The following is a 21,924-nucleotide window of genomic DNA, read 5'->3' as shown; positions in this document are numbered from 1 at the left end:
ATTCACAATTGATCTGTGGTAATATGGCAGGTGACAGGGGTGTTTCTATTAGCAAATGTTTGAATTTTCTGAAAAAAAACGGTGGTATTCTTACTATTGAATACCACCGTATACAGTGAATTATGGAAGCGTTATCAGTTGCCGTTTTTACTGAACCCCTGACTTAATACTTTCTTGATGCCTTCAAGATTTTCACCAAAATTCATAAGTTGCATCAGTAACTGCGCCATTTCATTGTTCTCTCCAATTCCTTTGAGCTTATTGTTTTTCACAAAGGTTTCTTTTATTGTATTCCAGCGTTCCTGATCTTTCGATTGAATGACGCCATGAAGCTCTTTGAACTTCAAAAGGTTGGCTTCTGCGGCCGCAGTAAGCGTTTGTGACTCGTTTTCGTAATGGGAGAGCAGTACATTGTCGAGCTCTTTGTCATTCATGATCGGTACGATCTTAGAAACGAGTTTGTTCATATCCCTGTAAGATCCCTGGAGCTTAAAGGCAGGTTCCGTGCGATATTCATCTTCCATTCCCGCTGATCGGATATAGGTCTCATTTACCTTAAGGACCGTATTTCTGATTGTGAGTACTTTGTTTAGAACCGATTTGTAGTCGGCGATCTCTTGTTGTGTATGATTTCCTGACAGTTCGATGAGCTCGGTTCTCTGTTCCACTCCCTCGATAAGTTTGTAGACGTCTTCAAAATTTCTACTGCTCAATTGATGGAGCACCGGATTTGAAGTGAGCGAGTTCTCGATCAAACTAAGTTTAAACAGGTCGGCAGTATCTCCGATGATATCGCCAAGATTATAGATGTCTGCACGGTTGGCCAGCATATCAGGAATCCTGAACTTTTCACCGCTTTCCGTATACGGGTTACCTGCCATGATCACACAGAACTTCTTTCCTCTCAGATCATAGGTCTTTGGATTCCCGTTAAAGACCCCTTCGATTTTTCGGGTTCCGTCTGCCAGAGAGATAAACTTCTGTAAAAATTCCGGATTGCAATGCTGAATATCATCGAGATATAACATCACATTATTTCCCATTTCAAAGGCGAGGTTCAATTTTTTCAATTCCTCTCTTGCTGCTGAATTTCCGGCGGATTCTGGATCTACAGACGTTACTTCATGCCCGATAGCCGGACCATTGATTTTCATGAAAACGAGTCCGAGTCGGTTAGCGATATATTCCATCAGTGTGGTCTTACCGTATCCCGGAGGAGAGATCAGTAACAACATTCCCATTCGGTCTGTCCTTCTGTTATCTCCAAGGCTTCCTAGCTGTTTGGAAAGATTTTCGCCGAACAATGGGAAGTAGACCTGGTCGATTAGTTTATTTCTAACGAAGGAAGTCAGTACCCTGGGTTTGAATTCTTCGAGTTTTAACCGGTGTTTCAGTTCCAGTGTAACTTCATGTCTTGTCTTTCTGAATTCCTGAAATGCCGGAACTTTTACTCTGAAATAGTGTTGAAGGCGATCTGAGAATTCATGATAATTGAAATTCATTTTTCCTTCCGCCAGTCCGGAATGTTCACCTTTAAGTTCGTTGATCATCGCATTTGGATCTGAATCGATCGTGGCTCCTTCCTTCTCGGGAAACAAAATACAACAGGCTATTTCATCGGTGTAGCTCAATAACTTTTCAGTCCCCGCAGATCGGATGTAAGCTTGCAACCATTGTCGGATCAGTCGTACCTTGGCAGGTATGTTTTGAAGGCTTTTTACACTGGTTTCAAATTCAGATGTGGCCTTTTCCTTTTTGAGATGATCGAGAAAGATTTTGGCTGTATTTTTCGCAATGATACTTACCGTAAAACTGTCGTCACTCTGAAGTTCCTCGAACAGATATAAGGCTGCCTGTGGGATCCTATCTGCCGGAAATAAACCGGTATTTTCATTACAGTTCCCTATGGCTTTTTCCAGTTCGGCAACCAGAAAATCGTATTCCCTGTTTTTGGGGAAATAGCGCAGTACATGACCGGATGCTTTGATAGCATTATTGTAATACGCTCGTTTTTCCTCATCGAGTTGTTCCCAGAAATATCTGGCACATGCACGGATCGACGGACTGTATTTCAGGATGCCTAACTGGCGGTGTTTTTCCAATAATACCGTTAGGATCTTTACAGTATCAAAATCATGAACACCTTTGACATAACCCTCCGTATAATTCTTTCCGGATTCTTCCTGAACAAAGCTCAATAACTGCTCCGGACTCAGGGCGGATAAGGATTCCGTGTCTTGTGTAGTGTATAATTTATAGGCGAGAAATGAAGCGCGATATACATTTTCATTCTCCGAAACGAATTCCTGATTCCAATAAGCCTTACTGTCGTTCAAAATGGCGTTATCCAACGGTTGGTAAAAATCCGTTCCTGTGATATGATAGAATAATCTATTTTCTTTGTAAACGATACTTAGGTCGGGTTCCTGTCGGTTTACCCCGAATTTATGATTCCCCAGACGGATAATATTCTCGCCGTCTTCATAGAGATCCTGCTTGTCTTTAAGTTTTCTATGCGCATCTTCACGACTGGTTTTGATAGCTGTTTCGATCTCCTCAGCATTTCCACTGTCGTCGAGTTCTCTGAGCTGATCTACTATATCACGAAGTTTGTTTACCATGAGGTCTGAGGCATAGTATCCATTGATCTCCGAAGCCGATTTCAGACTTTCGGCCTTCTTTGAAATACTTTTAAGGATACGCTCCGCTGCGGTTTGTAAGGCGATTGCCTTTTTATTGCGTTTTTCGTTGATCGTACTCTTTTTGCTTTCAAACGCTGAATAAACCTCTTCCCGCTTTTCGATGATCCTGGATATGAATTCTTCGAAATCTGAAAATTTGCCTTCGAGCTCTTCCAGCTGTATACTGACCTTTGTCTGGAATTCATCACACTTTTCTGGAGTCACTGCCATGTCCAGATAGTTGATGATACTCTGGTCGATCAATTTCAGCTGTGCAGCGAAATCAGCAGTCGCTTCCTTGCTTCCAAGACTCTTTCTTGCATTTCTGATCGCGGCCTTTAGTTGGTTGATGGTCGAAAAGATGAGTGAAATGTTGTCGATGATCTGGGTGGAATGTGCTGTATCTTCGATATCGAGGTTAGAGACGATATCGATCAGCATTTCGAGCTCCGATGCTATAGAACTGACTTCTTCCTCCAGCTCTTTGGCTTCCATCACCTTTTTGATCTTCTTTAGCCGTTGCTGTTTTTCTTCCACCTTCTTATGGTAGGGTTGCAGCGCTTTATCCTGTAACAGGAATTCAACGCACCTTCTGGAAATGGTCGAAGTCTGTTCGGAAATATCAGCTTCCAGCTTTTTGATCAGCGCTTCATCGATATAACGAATTTCATAAAGCCCTATCGCCTCTCCTCTTAAAGCTCTTAGTCCGGTCAACAGCATCACGAATTCATCGATACTTTTAAAAGAGGTACTCTTGATCTTGCCAAAAAGATCCTCACCCTTCTTCTGGATCTCACGGGTAAGTTTAACCGCATTATTACGTAACTGCGTAACTTTCTGGAATTCATCGACCGCGGCATTCGCCGCCATATTGATCTCCCTAAGTGGTTCACTCAACACTGCAGTTTCCTGTTCATTCAGCCAGTAATAGGCATCCAGAATATTTTTAGATTGCCGGGCAATATCTTCATAGAGTCCGTCATAATTATCCTGTTTGTTCAATAGGGTGATGAGTTCCTGAGACTCAGCCATAGCTTTTACGATGTCCTTGTTGCCTATCTTGTACAACATAGAGTCCTGATGTTCCGATGGCATAATGTCGCCCTGAATGTAGGGGGTCTGCCAGATCTGGATCATATGGTGTTTGGTCTGTTCAGCTTCGGTCTTGAAATAACAGAGTTCTCCGTGTTCCAGGAGGGTAAATCCTCCACAGGTGATCGGGGTTTTGATCTCCTGTTCGATAATATTATAATCCATAAGGATATAATTTCCCTGGGCCGGAGAGAAAAAGGTATAAAGGAAATCCTCGCCATTGGGAGATTGTGTCGTTCCCTGAAATTTAAGGCCTTCTATTTCATTGTCAAAAAGGTGGAATTCACCGGTTTGAAGGTAATAACCGTTCGGGAAAATAATACCCTGATTATCCGGGAGTAATACAACGGATGATTTAACCGATTCGATCTTTTTTACTTCCTGCATCTTATGGTTGTACACGAAATATCTCGGACTTTCCTGAAAGGGTTTTATCTCCAGAACGATTAGGTTACCAAGATCCGCAAACCGGATCTGTCCGTCATCCAGGGTCTGATCACGATAATCCACCGGTTCTGCATAGATCCCTTTACCATCATCGGTATTATCTTCGATCTTGATAGTCAGATCTCCGCCTACGGTCTCCACAAAGACCTTGTCCAGAATAGCCACATGAGGATGGTCTCCATAACGTTGCATATCTCTGGTGGCTTCCTGCCAGTTGAATTGATGTTGTTTCGGAAACTTATATTCGTGTTCACTTCGGTTATCGATATACTGCAGGCTGTTATCTCTGATAAGCCATTTGAAGGTCTTGATATCGGTCACACTCTCACTCAGCTGGAATACCATATGAAGGTAATTTCCAATTTTGGCAAACTTCGTGAAAATCGTGTTTCTGTAATATTTGTACAGGTTCGAAAAATCGGTTGTAAAGGTCTCATCATTGATGAGCGTCAACGGGATCGATTCGAATCTGTTCTCTTTGAATTCATAGATGCTGAATACATCGGAAAGTTTAATCTCGGTTCTGAGGCCGAAATGTACATTATATCCGAATATACAGGTATTTCCCAGGGAGATCATATCCCGGGCTACACAGTTGTTTTCGGTGCTGATCCGGTTGTTGGCGATCAGCTGAGTTTCAAGAGAACCGAAAACAGACTTACGTGATTCATTTAAACGGTTGAGTCGGTTTTGTAGTTCCGATTTATGTTCGGAGAGCCGCTTCTGTATGATCTCATAGGTGCCACCATCAAGGGTGTCATTCTTGGTGTTTTTTACTTCCTCTTTATTCATGAGATAATTTGCATTTACCGGGGAATTCGTTTCCCGTTACAGTAAGCATTTATTATATAGGTGAGGTAATTGCATACCTGAACTTCCTTCGATTCATGTGTTTCAGAAGTTCATTAAAAGACAGGTGTGCACGCACACCTGTCTGAATGGTTATATGGGATCAGACTTTAAGTCCGTTCAATTGCTTGTCTGACAATCCTAAGCCTTGAGCAAGGTTGAAAAGATTGCCTAACATGGTTTGTTCGCTTTGGTCGTTGGAACGATTCTTAAGTTCCATCAGAAGTCCTGCGATCGTGAGGTTCTTGATATCTTCTGAAGAGATGCCGTATTTTTCAGAGAACTCTCTTACCTTGGTAAGCAGGTTGCCACGGATATCATCACTTCCGAGGATTGAATCTTTAATATCCTGGATGTTTGAACTGTTCTGTACCAGGCGGTCAAATCCTTTACCGCGAGTGATCTGTCCGATGATCTGGTCGAAGAACATGGTCTCACCACCCACGATGTCTATCTTGGCAGCTTTCAATGCATCACTGATAACCTGAGCCTGAGCATCTGCGATCTCTTTCTGAATATTGATATTGGCAAGATCCACCTGTAGTTCTTTATCAAGGCGTAATTTGAACTCTTCGTGTTCTTTTCCTACACCGTCTAGTTTTTTCATTGCATCAGCTTTTTCTTCAATACCTGCGGCATCGGCCAGTGCTTTTTCCTTGATAACCTCTGCAGCAGCTTTACCTTCTTTCAGGGTAGCTTCTGCTTTGGCTTCTATACCGGCTGCTTCTGCTTTGGCTTTCTTCTCGATGATCAGTGCATCTACCAGTCCCTGACGCTCGTTGGCATCGGCTTTCGCATGCATTACCTGAGCTTCAGACATACCGATGGTAGCTTCTTCTTTAGCTTTAGCTTCTGCGATAGTCTTACGTGCTTCCGCTTCTTTTTCACTGGCTTCTTTTTGCGCCTGAGCTTCGATGTTGATCTCTTCAGCTCTTTGTTTGGCAGCTTCTTTCTGAGCTTCAGCTGCTTTTATGGTTTTGATCAATGCCTCCTGAGCATTGGCTTCGGCTATTGTAATCTTTACCTGCTTATCTCGATCGGCTGTTTTGAAGGCTTGAATGTCTTTCATACTTTCCTGTTCTTCAACCACGCCTTTCTCAAGCATTACACGATCTTTAATGACATCCTGAATGTTCTTCTTCTCAACTTCAACCACTTTTTCTTTATCGATCTGAGCGAGTGTAACGATTCTTTCGCGTTCGGTTGCCTCCAGCATTCGGTCTTTCTCAACTCTTTCGGTTTCGATGGCGTTGGTGCGTTCTTTATTCTTGGCAGCAACGATGATCTGACGCTGCATATTCTCTTCAGCCACTTTAACCTTTTCTTCAGTAGCGATCCTTGCTGTTTCTGATTTCAGTCGCTCTTCTTCCGCAACTTTTTGGATTTCTGCTTCTTCTCTTGCTTTGATGTTAGAGATTTCACGTCTTTGTTGTTCTTCTTTTTCAGCCAATTGTTTGTCGAGTTCCAGAATAGCTTCTCGGGCTTCAACATCTTGTTTGCGGATGGTCTTCTCTTCATCTCTCTTTATGAGATTCGACTTCATATTCTGAATGGCAGTAAGCTCAGTGATCTTCTTGATCCCTTCTGCATCCAGAATGTTGTCGGTCTTCAGGTGGGTGATTGGAGTCTGTTCCAGAAAGTCGATTGCACAGTCTTCCAGGGTATATCCGTTGAGGTCAGTACCGATGATATTTACGATCTCATCTCTGAATTCACGTCGTGCTTCATAGAGTTCTATAAAATCGAATTTCTTACCTACGGTCTTTAATGCTTCCGAGAATTTAGCTTCGAAAAGATCTTCCAGGGTCTCTATGCGTGAAGCGCGATCTACACCGATGGTTTGTGCAACTCTTTTGATAAAGGCCACATCATTGTTCACCCGTACGAAGAATGCCACTTTGATATCTGCTCGCATATTGTCTTTACAGATGAGTCCTTCATGAGCCAGTCTTTCGATTTGTATCTTCTTTACGGAGATGTCCATGATTTCCACTTTGTGGAAAACCGGCACTACGTAAAGTCCTTTATCGGTAGCTACTTTCGTTCCTCCAAAACCGGTACGCACGATCGCACGTCCCTGGGGAACTTTTTTATAGAACATTGCAATGATAGCGAAGTATACCACGATCAGGAAGATTGCAATTCCTAATCCCATTGCTGATAGTTGTAAAATATGATTCATTTTTTAATTATTTGTATTAATCGTTATAGGGTTGTACAAAGAAATAGTTCTTGTCGGCTGATTCCTCGATGATCAGGATCTTTTCCTGATAGCGTATCGGTGCTCCGTCAAGTGATTTTACATAGATGGAGAGCGTATCTCCGTCGATATGTATTTCGGCATTTCCCATTTTATCTCCGGAAAGAGAGGAAAGCAGGATACCGGTTCTCCCGATGTAATCTTTCTTTTGATCTCCATCCTTGTTCAGATTTCTGAAAAAGTTCTTGAATGGGGTGGTGAAGATCTTGGTAAGAAAGAGCGCGATGGGGAACCCGATGATCACGATGGCAAATCCGAAGATATTGTCATAGGTGCCGGTCAGCGTAGTGGCGAGCACCGTGGAAAACCACCAGAGGAAAATCAGGCAGGTAAAGGTGAACATGAAAGGCAGGCCGATAAAGTTGAAATAGATCAGCAGGATCTGCCACCACTTCAGGGGCTGAATACGTTTGCCGATCACATCTTCTTTATTGATCTCAGAATTTGAAATGTCGTGAAAATCGGTTTCTGCACCCCCCTGAGAGAGGTCGATATCGAGATCTGCATCCACGTCTACATCGATATCCATGTCATATTCGAATTCAATCCCACTGATCATGGTTAATAACCAGTATACGATCAGCAGTATGAGCAGGATAGTGAGTGTCAGGTTTACCTGAGAAAATAAGATGTCGGTTAAACTAGTCAAGGTGATTATTTTTTATCGTCACTAAAACCTAATTGTTCCTTCAGTTTGCTGAGGTCGTCTTCAGCTTTTGCCTCGGTACTACTCGCAGCTTTTTCCAGTTCATCGTCAATAGACTTCGATGCATTGGCGATATCACCGTAGGCTTCGGCTAGTGCCTCTTCCTGTGCAACCTTCTCCTTCATTCTTTCCAACATAGCAACGGTGCTGCCGCTATCGATCTCAGCCATTTGTTTATTCAGGCTTTTGGTAGCATTGCTCACTTTTACGCGGGCTTTAAGCGTTTTCAGCTCGTTCTCCCAGTTGCTTATGTTTGCTTTTATGGTCTGAATATTTCTTTCCAGCTGACTGACATTGTCGCTGAATTTCTGAGTTTCTTCAGCGGCACGCTCTACATGCTTTTGAGCTTCTTCTTTTTTTACCAGTGCTTCTCTGGCAAGACGGTCTGATTCATTTTTATCCATTTCACCTTGTTGCCCTTTCTTAAGAATAAGAATGGCTTTATTGTGATAATCGTCCTTTTTGTTCAGATATTCTTCCTGTTCATTCTTTGAGCGTATGGCCAGTGCCTTTACCTGTGCCAGGGCTTCGAGGTTCTTGTCCAGATCAGCTCTGAGATCTCTGATGCCTTGTTCGGTCAGTTTAATAGGGTCTTCCATACGGTCAATAGCCGAGTTGGCTTCCGCTTCGCCTATTTTGAATAGTCGTTTAAAAATGTTCATAACGTTGGTATTTAGTACTTTGAGAATTCTATAATCTTACTTGAGTATTCACTCATTAACAAACTCAGTGAATTCAACGAACCTTCCAGTTCGTTCAGATCTATATTTTCGATCTGAAGGGTGTCTCTGAATATCACTTTTTCACCACTGTCATCGAGCACGAAGGCACCATGGATAATATCGCGGTTTTTTTGTAAAAGGCTTTTATAGATCAGTTCTGAATTGTTGTTGATTCGAAAAATGAACTGTTCCATAATCAGGATCGGAGGCATAACGCCTATGATCAGGTTCTTAAATCCGTAACTTTCTTTTTGAATTACCAGGATTCCCTCATCAGGATTTTCAAAAGTAACGTCAATATCTAACTCCAGAAGGAAGTTCTTGACGGTTTGAAAATAATCTTGCATTGAAATGGTTTTTTTGGTTGTGTTATTTTCATCGGTTAATAATACAAAATTCCTACAGAACTTACGGACATATTAACATACAAGCGAGGGCGGTTATGAGTAATGCCATTTTAAATTGTTTTAAGGGTTGATTACAAATTTTTTTTACATTTTTAAGGTTTAAGCCAAAAAAATTAGATTTCAAATCGTATATTAGCTAATAATGTTAGATAAAGTTAATCAAAATTTTAATATCTGCAAATAAAATTAGCAAATATGTCATATTTTGGTAAAAATATTAGAAAGATTAGAAATGTAAAGAAGCTTAGCCAGCAGGCTTTCGCTGAACTTTTTGATCTGAAGCGTGCTACACTGGGTGCATATGAAGAAGAGCGCAGTGAACCACGTATTGAAACAATTATAAGAATTGCTAATTATTTTAGCATAACGGTGGATGATCTGCTAACAAAAGAACTCACCATCAATAAATTGTTGAAATTTAAAGATGATCTTGCGCTTGCAGGGTCTTTTTATAATCAACAACTGGCACATATCCCTTGTGTCTTCCCACAAATAACGTTTGATTATATAAGCAATCATGAGAATTCTCATTTCGTGGAGGATTTGCCACAATTAAAGTTACCGGTACCTCCAACCCCGGATCTACGGGCCTACGTGGTTTCCAATCTGGAGATGACACAAAAGAATACCGGACTTTTTCCTAATGATATTGTGATCGGAGAATTGATCGATCATCTTGACCCGTCTTCCTTTGGAGGTGATGATCTCGTTGTTGTTCTTACCGAAGATAAACTCATACTGAGGAAACTGTATTATGACCGGCAGATTACCCTCAAGGCTAAAAATCCGAACTTCGAGGATATCATCCTGGACAAAAAGGAGATCAGGGAAGTATGGAAGATCAAATATGTATTTTATAATCGTGTTCCCGAATCGGAAATCGATCTGAAGAGTAAGCTTTCTTTCCTCGAAAGTGAGATCAAAAAACTTCGGGATATCATGTAAAATTCTGTTTGCCTCTTCTTATTTCCATGTATGTGCACATATGTGTACTTTAAAGGTTTGTGTATTGTTATCGAAAATAATAGTCGTAACGACGGAAATTGACCTCTTGATTTCGCCGGAGTATATATCTTGTCAGGGATCTTTTTAGGATCAAAAACCTAACCATTATTTTAACTAAACAACCTACCCATGAACAGAATTACTTTCCTGTCATTCCTGATTATTTCTATTTTTTCAATGACAACAGTTTTCGGACAGATCGATGTGAACCTGGTCGATCTTGATACACAGGAGACTGTACCCTTCAGTGAGATCTATGATAAATACGGACTGAATAAAGAATTACCTACCATGATCATCACCTGGAGCGGTGTATGGTGTTATCCGTGTATCGAACTCATCGAGCGTTATAATGTCTGTGATACATCACTGGTAAATATCATTACCGTGAATGTTGATGACGAAGATGACCGAAGCAGTGTCCTGGCCAAGGGACATCATAAGAATTGGAAGAATACAAAGAATTTCCATGCGAACATCGGTGGTGAAACCAATGGCTTCGATAATGTGTTTAATGTTTCTTCAGCGCCGCTGATTCTCTATTTCCTTGATGGTAAAATGCTCGATGCTACGGTGAGTTATTCGATTTATCCTTATACGTTAGTTCAATTGAGTATCGTAAACGATATAAACTTCATCGCTAATAGCTGGAGTGATCTGAATTCACTGGCCTGGAATTACTACCAGAATGAAACTGATTCCGAACAACTAAACAAAGCTTTGTCATGGGCAAAAAGATCAATTGAGCTGGACAAGAATTATCACAATACCGACACCTATGCAGCCTTGCTTTTCAAGACCGGTGAATATACCCAGGCGTTGAAAATAGCAAAGGAAGCGATCGATATCGCTAAAGAGAATGAAAATGATTATGAATCTACTTCTGAATTGATCAACAGGATTATTGAGAAATTATAGTGCTATCTTTCTGATCGTTTTTAATTATTCATGAAAGTTTTGATAAGGGGCGAATTTTTGTCTATTGATTATAGGAATTCCCGCTTATTTTAAATCACTTAGCTGGTTTTCATCAACCAGCTAAGTTTATCTTCACAACTAAAAGAGGATTTTGGTATCCAGTGTTTCTAATAAGGATGCTTTTTTCCGTTAATTTTATTATCTCCAGAGACGTTTCTTTTTATGTAAGAAAGCACTTCTATGTATTAAAAACCTGAAATTCAGATAATTAAAGTCGTTATGTAGGTTTTAATGATTAACTTTGTATTCCTCCTGAAAAATTATATTCCTCAATTTCTTTTCGAACTGCAATTTTTTAGTGTTTACGTTTTTCCTTTAAAGAGAAACTCTGTCCCTGATTTATCATAAATGAATGAAGTATTAGTGAATATACTATGGGAATACCAAGTATTTTCCCTCAGATCCTGTTTGCAACAACTATTGAAAACAATCGGATTTATCAACTAATAAACTTTCATTATGAAATCACTAAAGTTATTCCCTGTGAGTATTTTACTCCTCATAACATTGTGTACATGCACAGATGTAGATGTTATTGTTCCTGATGAGACCTTATCACTAACTTCAGTAGCGGAAGATTCTTTGAAAAAAGAATTCCATTTGGATAAAGGGGCGATCGGCTTTATGATAGATGTACGTAAGATCTATCAGAAGGGATATATTCCTGACATGGCAAAGATCACTTTTCCAGACTATCCACAGTTTGATACTATTCAACCTATTGATAAATGGACTTCACTGGCATCGTTTGCGGTAATGGTGGATTCCATTTCAGATGTTGAAAAAGAAGCCTTTGCTGATGGGGTTTCCATGAAGGTCGTAATTACCAGAGGGGATGAGGAACTCGTACAATTTGAAGATCGTTTGATTATCGATGAACACATTAATACGATTCCAATGGAGATCGAAAATAAAGCTGAAATGCCGGAAGTTACATTACGAGAAAATACATCCTATCTGATTACAATCGACGGAATTGATGGATTGTTGCGAAGAGGGGAGGGGTATTCATTGGATGATCCGGATTATAACTGGTATAATGTCAATTATGTGCAGATTTATAATCCTGAAATGCCGGTACAGAATTATAGTAAATTTTATTTCCTGCATGTGGAAGGAAATCGCTATAAAATAAGATATGGTGAAGCCGTTCTAGAGTCATACCCAGAGGATTTTAACAGTGGTTGGTGGGGAATTCATCAAAGTGACACCAATGATGATGGAGAATATTATATCACCAGTGTTCCTGAACAGGAAGCCTCAATATTTGAAATTGAAACCGATGAAGACGGATGGAAAAGATTAAGGTTGCTCGATCCCCCTACACCGAATCCGAGTGATGCCGAATGGCTTCCTTATGTGGGTTTTGACCATCAAAGGGCAAGTCTGATAATCTCTTATACAGGTGATGAAGATTATCGGGAAATTCGCTTTAGAGTACTGTCTGATATAAAATGGGAAGTCGAAGCTTTAGGGGTCGAATATTTGGCGCCTATCGTAGGTCCTGTAAAGCTTGATTTTGCCTTTCGTTCGATACTGACAAATTGTTCCTCCGCTAAATTAACCGAACAGGTAGGAAGGACAGAAACCAAGTCACGGACCAACACATTTACACTTACTGAAGGCATTTCACTTTTTACAAGTCAGCAGATTTCAACTGAAGTAAGTATAGAACTAGGGTACGAAGCGAAAGTAGGCGGGGAGGCTACGGGAGGTTCTGTGACACAAAGTGGAACTGTGGGTGCTAAAATTGGGGTTGAGCTAACCTCTTCACAAACGCTAAATCTCCAGCGAGAAATCAAGGAAGAAGAAACAGAGACGATGGAAGTTTCACGGATAAGAACTATCGAACTCCCTCCATTTACCGTGGTTGATATTTATGATGCGGTCAAATCGGTGGATGATGTAGTTATTCCTTTTGTTTTAAAATACAGGATTAAAGGTACGTATGTCGAGGATGACAGGGAATTATCGGGTGAGGAAATAGTTAATCAACTGGAAAACAATTGGTTTGATGGCTTGATAAATGATGTCAATGAGAATAACGTCCTTTTCACGCTTAGCGGTAATGCCAGAATGAGCAGCGTATTCGAATCTTCCTCAGGTGCCTTCGAAATTCCCGACGGTTGTAACAATTAATTACGCGGGAGGAAGTTTCGTGATTTTCGGTAGCGTATATGTGATTGGTGTCCGAGGGAATTTAAACTCCCTCGGATACCTATGCTACGTTATTATTCAAGATCGATACATATACCCAGGTATTGAAAGTAGCTAAGGAAGCGATCGAAATCTCAAAGAGAATGGAGGTGACTATGGATCTACTTCTGAACGCATCAACAGGAATATTGAGAAATTATGAAAGTTTACTCTGCGTCAACGATGACTTTTACAGATTTACTGCTGTCTGCTTGTACTGCAAAGGCCTCTGATAGCTCGTTTAAGGGAAAATGATGACTGACTATAGGGGATAGGTCTACCTTTCCGCTTGCCATAAGATCGATGGCCTCCAGAAAATCTTCCGGAGTATAGAATAATGATCCCTGAATATTAAGTCGTTTATAAACGATCAGGTTCGGGTCTGTGGTCAATTCTTTACTGTATACAGCCAGAATGGTAAGTTTTCCATCCGGAGCGAGAAGTTCCATCGATTGACGCAGAATGGGAGGAACACCACTACATTCAAATGCGAGGGTAAGATTCGGTAACTGTCCTGCATATCTCAGGGAGTCCACCATTCCATATTCTTTACAGATCAAGTCCTTCAGGTCGCCATCGCTGGTGGGATTGAAAATATGTTTTGCTCCTAATTTTTTGGCGAGTGCAAGGCGTTTCGAACTAATGTCAGTTGCGATGATGTTGGTAATACCTTTGCTTACCAAACCGGCAATAGTGACCAGCCCGATAGTGCCACATCCGGTGACCAGGACATTGTCTGTTTTTTTCCAATCGGTTTTATTGATAGCACCAAGTCCAACGGTAAGGGGTTCGATAAGGGCTCCTTTTTCCGAACTGATGGAGTCCGGGATTTTAAAGATGTTTGTGTTGAGTACGGGGTCGCTCAACTTTACGTATTTTGCAAATCCACCCGGATTCACCCCCAGGCCAATCCCGTTCTTCATCGGGTTCAATACTACACGGTCACCGGTGGTGAGTCCTTTAACGGAACTCCCTACTTCAATAATCTCACCACAGAACTCATGTCCTAACACCGAACCCTTAGGAACGAGTCCTTCATGATAGATATGCAGATCAGTTCCGCAGATTCCTGTCATTTCTACCTGAATGATAACACTGTTATCACTGAGTTCAGGTGATGGAAGTTCATCTATTCGTATATCGTGAATGTCATGGAACACCCCCGATGGATTTGATTTCTTCATGATTCTAATTTTAAAAATGATTTTTCGATATGGAAGTAGTGTGTTCTTAGGAAGGATTGTAAAGTTAATGAATTAATAATCAGTATTTTAAAGTGATTGTTTTAATTTTGAGACAATATAAAAAAACCGGCTTCCTGAGAAACCGGTTTAAATACAGCTAACTAAAACGTGCATGCAACTTCCTTAGAAGTTTACAACCTCACCATTATAACAAGCGTTATAAATATCTTTGAGTTCTTCTAGAGTGGGTTTTCTTGGATTGAAGCTGGTACAAGGATCGAGAAATGCATTATTGGTGATATAATCCAGATTCTTGTTCCAGTCCTCCTGAGAAATTCCGAATTCTTTAATCGCAGCAGGATTGTTTACTTCGGAACGCAAAGTTTCCACCGCAACCGCAAGATCTTCAGCAGTTTCTTTTCCGATTACCTTGGCAAGGTCAGGAAAACGATCGGATACTTTGGCGTTGTATCGAATGACATTGGGTAAGAAAATAGCATTCGAAGCTCCATGAGGAATTCCATATAATGCACCAACCTGATGAGATAGTGAATGGACGATACCGAGCCACGCATTGTTGAATGCCAGGCCACCCATAAAGGAGGCGTCATGCATATTTTGGCGCGCTTTAAGGTTTTCCGGATTATTCACCGCTTCTTTCAGGTTTTCAAAAACGATTCCTAATCCGCCTTTAGCAAGAGCGTCGGCATAGTTATCTTCGATATTCGAAACATAGGCTTCCACGCAATGTGTCAGTGCATCAAGTCCTGTATTTGAGGTGACGTGTGCAGGCATGGTGGCACAGATCTCTCCGTCAACAATAGCGATATCAGGAGTCAGTTCATAGGATACAATAGGATACTTTACACCTTTCTCACGATCGGTGATCACAGCTAAACCGGTAGTTTCAGTTCCGGTACCACTGGTTGATGGTATGGCGATGAATTTAGCTTTATTCCTAAGTCCTGGAACAGAAAAGGGCTTCGTCATGGCATCGAAATCAGCATCCGGGTGTTCATAGAAAACCCACATCATTTTAGCTGCATCGATTGCAGAACATCCTCCAAGTCCGATAATCCAGTCAGGTTCGAAATTTCTCATCGCTTGTGCTCCTTTAAAACAAGTTGCTGATGAAGGATCCTCTTCAACTCCTTCAAAAACTTCAGATTCGATTCCTGCCGCTTTTAAATAGGTGATCGCCCGGTCAATTGTTCCACTCTTTCTCATCGAACTTCCACCGGTAACCAGTATCGCCTTTTGTCCGGATATGTTTTTAAGTTCTTCAAGACTTCCCGTTCCGTGAAAGACTTCGCTTGCAATAAATAATTTACTCATCTTTTACTTTTTTTGATGAGGCAAAATTATCGTTAGGCAAGACCTAATCGATTATAAAATCATTCTTAAAACTTATAAATTCGGGAAAGGGATTCTTTTAATTCGGTTGGAGTTTCTTTCAGTTTCGCGTTAACGAATTTATTCAGTGCGGAAGGTGAATCAAATCCCAGGTCGTAAGCGATCTCTTTATGGTTTTTACCGGAAAAGATCAATGCTCTTTTAATTTCGGTTAGAATCCGCTCGTGAATGATATTGAGCGCAGTTGTTCCAGTTTTACTCTTACAGATCTCATTGAGTTTCTTTGCTGTGATCTGGAGTTGATCTTTGTAAAAGGTGACCGATCTTTCAGATTTGAAATTATCTTCGATCAGCGCTTTGAATCTGGCGAAGTAATCGGATTGGTCGGGTGCCTGAAAACCTGTTTGAGTCTGGTGAGCGGCTTCGATGATCTCCAGTAACATGATCTTGATCTGGAATCGAATCTGCTCTTTTTTGATTGGTGTTAACGTTTGGAACAGCTCAAATATTTGTTCTCCGTAATTATGAATTTTTGAGCGCGCATTATCATCCAGTATAACGCGATTCAATTTGTTGATGAGGTCATTGTTATAGGAGATCAGTTCGTTCTTTAGGAGGTCGGAACAAAACAAAACCTCATCGAATTGAATGATGATTCCTTTCGTTTTATCTTCGAACTTCAATGCATTGATCTGATGCGGAAACACCACAGATATTTCATTTCTGGAAAGTTCAAAAGGCTGGTGCTCGATCTGTTGTTCAGCACTTCCTTCGCCAATGATGACCACCTGAAAATAATCGCTCCGATGTAAAACTTCCTCTTTTTGAATCTCGATATCCTCTAATCCATGTACATTAAAAGAAAGACACGGAGATTTCTTCTGTTCGTAATAATCCTTGAGGGTGTAACTGGCAATTTCCATTCGTCATTTGCATTTTGAAAGGCAAAGTTATGAAGAATTACAGGAGAGGTAGTTTAGCAGTACCGACTTTAAGAGGACTTTATAACGGTCTGATTTAACTGACATTCTGCTTTCTGAAGTCATTTGGGGAGCGATGTACCACTTGGTTAAACGCATAACTGAAAGCCGAAAGACTGTTATAGCCACAGCTATAGGCGATTTCGGTGATCGAAAGTTCGGTTTGCAATAGCATCTCCATGCTCTTTATGATCCGTGAGAGTTTTAGATATTGCAGAAAAGAGGTTTCCATATTATTTTGAAACAATCGTGAAAGTGTTCGGGAGCTATGCCCGAATTCCCGGGCTATCTGATCCAGATATAAAGGTTGATCAATATGGTTCTGGATATATCTTAAAACAGGTCGTAATATTTCATTCGCTGTGGTCGGCAATACGATGGGTAAAGGATTTTCAGCTGCATCAAGTACAATGTTCTTGAGAGCCATTAAAAATTCCAATTGTATTTTGTTTTCTTGGGAAACGTCTCCGCGCCATTTTTCAGTGTAATAGATCATCTCCTTCAGAAGATCGGTCACCGGAAAGATTCCGCCACGTTGCTGTAGTTTGTGATCTTCAGGAATTACCCATTTCGGAAAGTAAATATTGTAGACCATCTTAACGGAAGTACGGGAGATCACATTATGTTCCCGTCCTGCAGGAATCCAGATAAAATGCCTGGCCGGGAAAAAGTACGATTTATTACTTGTGTTCAGAAAAGCCACCCCGCCTTCCACATAGCTCATCTGGTGTTTGTTATGGCTGTGCATCGGTAGGGTTTCTTCCACTTTGGTATGGTGAATAAAAAAGCTGTCCGGATCTCGCCTTACTTTATCTAAAAATGGATGCATGTCAATTTCTTCCTCAAAAGTATTGGCTGAAATTATAAAATAATTGTCTAATTTTTGAAAATACGACTTGAAGATATTCGGGAAATTTGCAAAATGAATTTTAAAAAATCGAACATCAGGTTAATATTGTGTCTTTTCACGTTCGTTATGAGCCGATTATTGTCTGCGCAAATCATCGCTGACAGCATACCGTTAAGTCTTGAGGAAGCATGGCTAAGATCAGATATTTATAGTAAAGAGATTCGATTGAGAGGTTATGACAGCGAAATCGGCAGTGAGAATCTCGCTAATGTTAAAAGCCAGCGATTACCACATATAGAATTTGAAGGGAGTTATGGAAAGCTAAGTAATATTCCGGTTTTTAATGATGGTATTTTGGAAAAGGCGGATTACATACCCTTAGAGGATCACAGCGTATATGATGCCGGGATACAGGCATATTTCAATTTATACAACGGAAATAAGACCAACCTTGAAATTTCCAGAGCCGGTAAAAGGCAGGAACTCCTCACTTTTTTAGAGGAAAAGACCACTTCGGAAATTCATTATAAGGTGGCAGAAGCCTATCTGGAAATGCAGCGTGCTATGGAGTTTGAGCAATTGATTCTTCAGAACATCGAACGAAATGATAAGCGTCTTGCTCAGATCAAAATTTTATATGAAAACGGGGTGGTATTAAAAAGTGATCTTCTTCGGGCCAAACTGCAGCTTTCCCGGCAGGAAACCAATTTACTGGAAATGAAAAATAACGTGGAACTGGCAACGCAAGGTTTAAATATTCTGGTAGGGTATGAAGATGAACAATTGATAAAGCCAACCGACAGTATTCGGGTTAACCTGTTAAAGGCCGAACAAACCTACCACGATTTTATGCATGATGCCCTTACGATTTCGCCGTTATCAAGAATTGCTGAGAAGAAGATAGAGATGCTGGAAATTCAGGAAAAGGAGCTGAAGGCAGATAAACTTCCCCGAATCGGATTGTTCGGAGATTATACGTATTCGTATCCGCAGATTAAATTATATCCCTATGAAACTTCCCCTTATTTGCTGGGAGTGGCAGGAATTCGTCTGTCTTTGGATATATCTGCTATTTATCATGATAAACATAAAGAGGAAGCAGCTAAGATAGCGGTGGATCGCCAGAAACTTGAAAAGGAACATACCGATGATCAAATGCGAAAAGGGGTGAAAGCAGCCTATATGCATTTACAGGAAGATCTTGAAAAGATAGCGATCGCAAAATTGAATATTGATCAGGCGCAAGAGAGTTACCGAATCGTAAATCAGACCTATTTTAATCAGCTTTCTCTGCTTACTGATCTTCTGGATGCTGATATGCAATTATTACAAGCGAGATTCGAATTGGTGAATAATCGGATATCAGCCCGTTTACACTATTATCAATTATTAAAAATCACAGGCGAACTATAATGAACGATAAAATTAAGAAATACGAGAATATAGACCGGTTAGCAGTTAAAACCACTTATATCGTGGCATTGATCGTTTTACTTTTCCTTGTGGTCTGGGCAATTTTTGCCATGGTCAGTTTTTGGAGATTTGAGGAGACCAATGATGCTCAGGTTAAAGAATATATCAATCCAATATTGACAAGATCTGCTGGTTATGTTCAGGAAATACGCTATAGCGATCATCAGGAAGTGTCGAAAGGGGATACGCTGGTGATTCTGGATAAAGATGAGGCAAATGTGAGTTTGCTGGAAGCAAAAGCTGCCTTAGCTTCGGCTGAGGCACAATTGAAAGTACTGGAAAGCAATGTGGGTACGGCCAGCAGCAATGCGAGTGTCAGTGAAGCCAAGATCAGTGCTGCAAGAGCTGAACTCTGGCAGCAGCAACAGGAATTTGATCGGTATAAGAAGTTGTTGGAAGGGGAGGCTGTAACCCAACAGCAATTTGAAAATGTAAAGACCAGACTGGAAGTGGCTCGTTCTAATTTTGAAGCCATGAAGAATGCGTATCATGCCTCAAAAGGCAGGACACGGGATGTGAGTGCACAAATCGCTGTTGCGGAAGCGACCATTCAGCAACGTCGATCTACCCTTGAAAGAGTGAAACTGGATATGAAATATACAGTGATCACAGCGCCTTCTGATGGATATATGGGGAAGAAGAATCTGCAACAGGGTCAGTATGTGCAAAAGGGACAAACCATAGGATTCATCGTCGATCAGAATCAGGGAAAATGGATTGTGGCCAATTTTGAAGAAACGCAGATCGCCGAAATGAAGGAAGGACTGGAAGCCAGCATAACCATTGACGCCTATCCTGATGAGACTTTTCATGGAAGAATAGAATCGCTTTCTCCGGCAACCGGTTCCGAATTCTCCTTACTCCCCACCAATAATGCTACCGGGAATTTTGTGAAGATAACCCAGCGCTTTCCTGTACGGATTCTTTTCACGGATGATGTGACAAAACTTCAGAAGCTCAGAGCCGGAATGAATGCAGAGGTCTGTGTACCTAAATCTTAAAATATGCCGAGCGAAAAGAATAAGGACGTATTTAGAAGCTGGGTCCCGGATTGGTTGATCTTGTTTGCAATTTTCCTTTTCCTGATCCCGATCGCATCGGTGTTAGGGATCTACATGGCAGGGATCAATAGTGCGGCCAGTTATTATGGTGTCGATGCTATTGATATACGGTATTCAGTGGTGATCTTTTATTTGGCTATTGTTTGCGGGTTTCCGTTGGAAAGACATTTTTTTAACCGTTTTTCTTCCAGGCCTTATCTGATATGGTGCAGTATAATTTACGTTAGTATAAATCTGATCCTGTATAATTCCGATAGTTTTTCGGTGCTTTTGATCTTAAGATTTTTCGGAGGGATACTCTCGGTCAGTTTTATCGGAATCAGTTTTAGTTTGATCTTCCGACAGTTCCATGCGCAGCGAAGCAGGGTATTAGGTTATGCAACCTTATATGCTTCATTGTTTGCAACCGCTCCACTGGCACAAATAGCGGATGCTTATGTCTTCACTGATTTTGATTTCAACAGTATCTTTCTGGTAAAGATATACGCTTTGTTACCGGGGTTGTTACTATTTCTGTTGCTGCTGAAACCAGCTGTAGATCTGCGTCCGGAAGGAAGAATCCCCTTTAGAAATGTTGATTGGAAAAGTTTTGTTCTGCTAGCTGCAACCTTATTGCTGATCGCCTATGTTTTATTATATGGTCAATATTATCAATGGTTAAGCAGTGCGCGTATCACCCTATGTATGATCGGATTTGTATTTATGTTGATGGTTTTTGTGATTCGGCAATTAAAATTAAAGGATCCCTTTATCGATCTGGCCGTTTTTAAGGCAAGAAACTTCAGAATCGGGATGCTGCTACTTATCGCCTTTTATTTTGCAAAAGGAGATACGAGTGCACTTTACGGTTTTTTCGGCAATAGTGTGAATCTCGATAGTTATCATCAGGGGTATATCATGTTGATCAATGCCGTCGGTATTATTGCAGGTGCCGCCTTAACGGCGCGGTTCATACTAGGGAGGGTAAATATCCGGCTAATCTGGATCGCAGGATTCGGGGCTTTATTGGGGTATCACCTGTTAAGTTTGAGATCGATCAGTGATCAGGCGGAGATTACCGACCTATTGTTGCCATTGTTTCTGCAAGGATTCGGGAACGGATCTCTGATACTTTCGATCGTGATCTTTTATGTTACGGCAGTTCCACCACAGATCGGCTTTTCGTCTTCCGTAACGGGAGTAGCATTTCGATTCTTTTCGTTCACAGCAAGCATGGCTTTAGTTTCTTTTATGAGTCTGCAGCAGCAAAAGGTTCATCAGGCTTCATTTGCCGAAACGGTTTCGGGAGATAATCCCATTGCGATGCAGCATATTTCCGCATATACGTCAGCCCTGCAACAGGAGGGAAAGGTCGTAGGATCTGAAAATGCCGTGAGTGCTGTCTTCGGCAGGGAAGTCGCCAAACAATCTAACCTGATGTTCGTCCGTGACTATTTTATCTATATGAGTATATTCATAGGGCTAGTGATGCTAACCATAGCGTTAATACCTCATTTCCATTACCATATACGTAAGATAGGGAGGAAGTTGATCCCGGTTTAAGGAGGTCAGTTTATAGGCAAATGGAAATATAATGAAGACTGCTGGTAGTTTAGCTTCTATATACTATTGATTTGATGAGGGATAACAGCTAAAAGCCTTTTCACACCAAATTGAACGTTACTTCTAATCCGAGGCTAC

15 protein-coding genes are annotated in these 21,924 nt (G+C 41.0%); 6 read left to right on the top strand and 9 right to left on the bottom strand.

Translation table 11 applies throughout. The features are described 5' to 3' along the window. Positions 1 to 134: 134 nt before the first annotated feature. The 5 genes from DMZ48_RS10700 to DMZ48_RS10680 form a co-directional block, all read right to left on the bottom strand. Complete coding sequence (locus DMZ48_RS10700; RefSeq protein WP_143955141.1) at positions 135 to 5,012, bottom strand: DNA repair ATPase; 4,878 nt, start codon at positions 5,010 to 5,012, stop codon at positions 135 to 137. Positions 5,013 to 5,172: 160 nt separating this feature from the next. Then, positions 5,173 to 7,251 (bottom strand): SPFH domain-containing protein, encoded by a 2,079-nt coding sequence (locus DMZ48_RS10695; RefSeq protein ID WP_143955140.1) that lies wholly within the window; start codon positions 7,249 to 7,251, stop codon positions 5,173 to 5,175. A gap of 16 nt (positions 7,252 to 7,267) precedes the next feature. Further along, entirely contained in the window at positions 7,268 to 7,978 is a 711-nt protein-coding gene (locus DMZ48_RS10690; RefSeq protein ID WP_143955139.1) for a hypothetical protein, read from the bottom strand. A 5-nt stretch (positions 7,979 to 7,983) separates the two neighbouring features. Beyond that, positions 7,984 to 8,697 carry a PspA/IM30 family protein gene (locus DMZ48_RS10685; protein ID WP_143955138.1) on the bottom strand — a complete coding sequence of 238 codons (714 nt, stop codon included), beginning with the start codon at positions 8,695 to 8,697 and terminating at the stop codon, positions 7,984 to 7,986. Positions 8,698 to 8,708: 11 nt separating this feature from the next. Next, the gene (locus tag DMZ48_RS10680; protein ID WP_143955137.1) at positions 8,709 to 9,104 is read right to left on the bottom strand and encodes a YbjN domain-containing protein; all 396 of its coding nucleotides are present in this window, start codon (positions 9,102 to 9,104) and stop codon (positions 8,709 to 8,711) included. 255 nt (positions 9,105 to 9,359) lie between these two features. Between DMZ48_RS10680 and DMZ48_RS10675 the strand changes: the two genes are divergently transcribed. From DMZ48_RS10675 to DMZ48_RS10665, 3 genes are all read left to right on the top strand, one after another. After that, positions 9,360 to 10,109, top strand: coding sequence for a helix-turn-helix domain-containing protein (locus DMZ48_RS10675; protein WP_143955136.1), 750 nt, complete (start codon positions 9,360 to 9,362; stop codon positions 10,107 to 10,109). A gap of 189 nt (positions 10,110 to 10,298) precedes the next feature. Beyond that, a complete protein-coding gene (locus DMZ48_RS10670) occupies positions 10,299 to 11,087 on the top strand; it encodes a hypothetical protein (protein ID WP_143955135.1) in 789 nt (262 codons plus the stop codon). Between the two features lie 519 nt (positions 11,088 to 11,606). Continuing rightward, entirely contained in the window at positions 11,607 to 13,286 is a 1,680-nt protein-coding gene (locus DMZ48_RS10665; protein WP_143955134.1) for a hypothetical protein, read from the top strand. A 224-nt stretch (positions 13,287 to 13,510) separates the two neighbouring features. On the opposite strand, the gene DMZ48_RS10660 is transcribed toward DMZ48_RS10665, so the two are convergent. The 4 genes from DMZ48_RS10660 to DMZ48_RS10645 form a co-directional block, all read right to left on the bottom strand. Continuing rightward, positions 13,511 to 14,527, bottom strand: a complete 1,017-nt coding sequence (locus DMZ48_RS10660; protein WP_143955133.1) for a zinc-dependent alcohol dehydrogenase — start codon at positions 14,525 to 14,527, stop codon at positions 13,511 to 13,513. 183 nt (positions 14,528 to 14,710) lie between these two features. Further along, positions 14,711 to 15,862 carry an iron-containing alcohol dehydrogenase gene (locus DMZ48_RS10655; RefSeq protein ID WP_143955132.1) on the bottom strand — a complete coding sequence of 384 codons (1,152 nt, stop codon included), beginning with the start codon at positions 15,860 to 15,862 and terminating at the stop codon, positions 14,711 to 14,713. Positions 15,863 to 15,927: 65 nt separating this feature from the next. Beyond that, a complete protein-coding gene (locus DMZ48_RS10650) occupies positions 15,928 to 16,803 on the bottom strand; it encodes an AraC family transcriptional regulator (protein ID WP_143955131.1) in 876 nt (291 codons plus the stop codon). Positions 16,804 to 16,897: 94 nt separating this feature from the next. Beyond that, positions 16,898 to 17,689: a helix-turn-helix domain-containing protein gene (locus DMZ48_RS10645; protein ID WP_143955130.1), complete on the bottom strand. Its 792-nt coding sequence runs from the start codon at positions 17,687 to 17,689 to the stop codon at positions 16,898 to 16,900. A 147-nt stretch (positions 17,690 to 17,836) separates the two neighbouring features. On the opposite strand from DMZ48_RS10645, the gene DMZ48_RS10640 reads away from it, so the two are divergent. Genes DMZ48_RS10640 through DMZ48_RS10630 form a run of 3 tightly spaced genes read left to right on the top strand, consistent with a single transcriptional unit; the run spans position 17,837 to position 21,786 of the window. Then, positions 17,837 to 19,123, top strand: a complete 1,287-nt coding sequence (locus DMZ48_RS10640; protein WP_143955129.1) for a TolC family protein — start codon at positions 17,837 to 17,839, stop codon at positions 19,121 to 19,123. Then, positions 19,123 to 20,184 (top strand): HlyD family secretion protein, encoded by a 1,062-nt coding sequence (locus DMZ48_RS10635; protein ID WP_143955128.1) that lies wholly within the window; start codon positions 19,123 to 19,125, stop codon positions 20,182 to 20,184. The genes DMZ48_RS10640 and DMZ48_RS10635 overlap by 1 nt, the downstream gene beginning before the upstream one ends. Before the next feature lie 3 nt (positions 20,185 to 20,187). Beyond that, positions 20,188 to 21,786 (top strand): efflux MFS transporter permease, encoded by a 1,599-nt coding sequence (locus DMZ48_RS10630; protein ID WP_143955127.1) that lies wholly within the window; start codon positions 20,188 to 20,190, stop codon positions 21,784 to 21,786. Positions 21,787 to 21,924: the final 138 nt, after the last annotated feature.

It is taken from the genome of Robertkochia solimangrovi (assembly GCF_007279655.1).
Lineage (GTDB): Bacteria > Bacteroidota > Bacteroidia > Flavobacteriales > Flavobacteriaceae > Robertkochia > Robertkochia solimangrovi.
The sequence above is the reverse complement of the archived record's forward strand: the minus strand, read 5'-3'. Positions and strand labels throughout refer to the sequence as shown.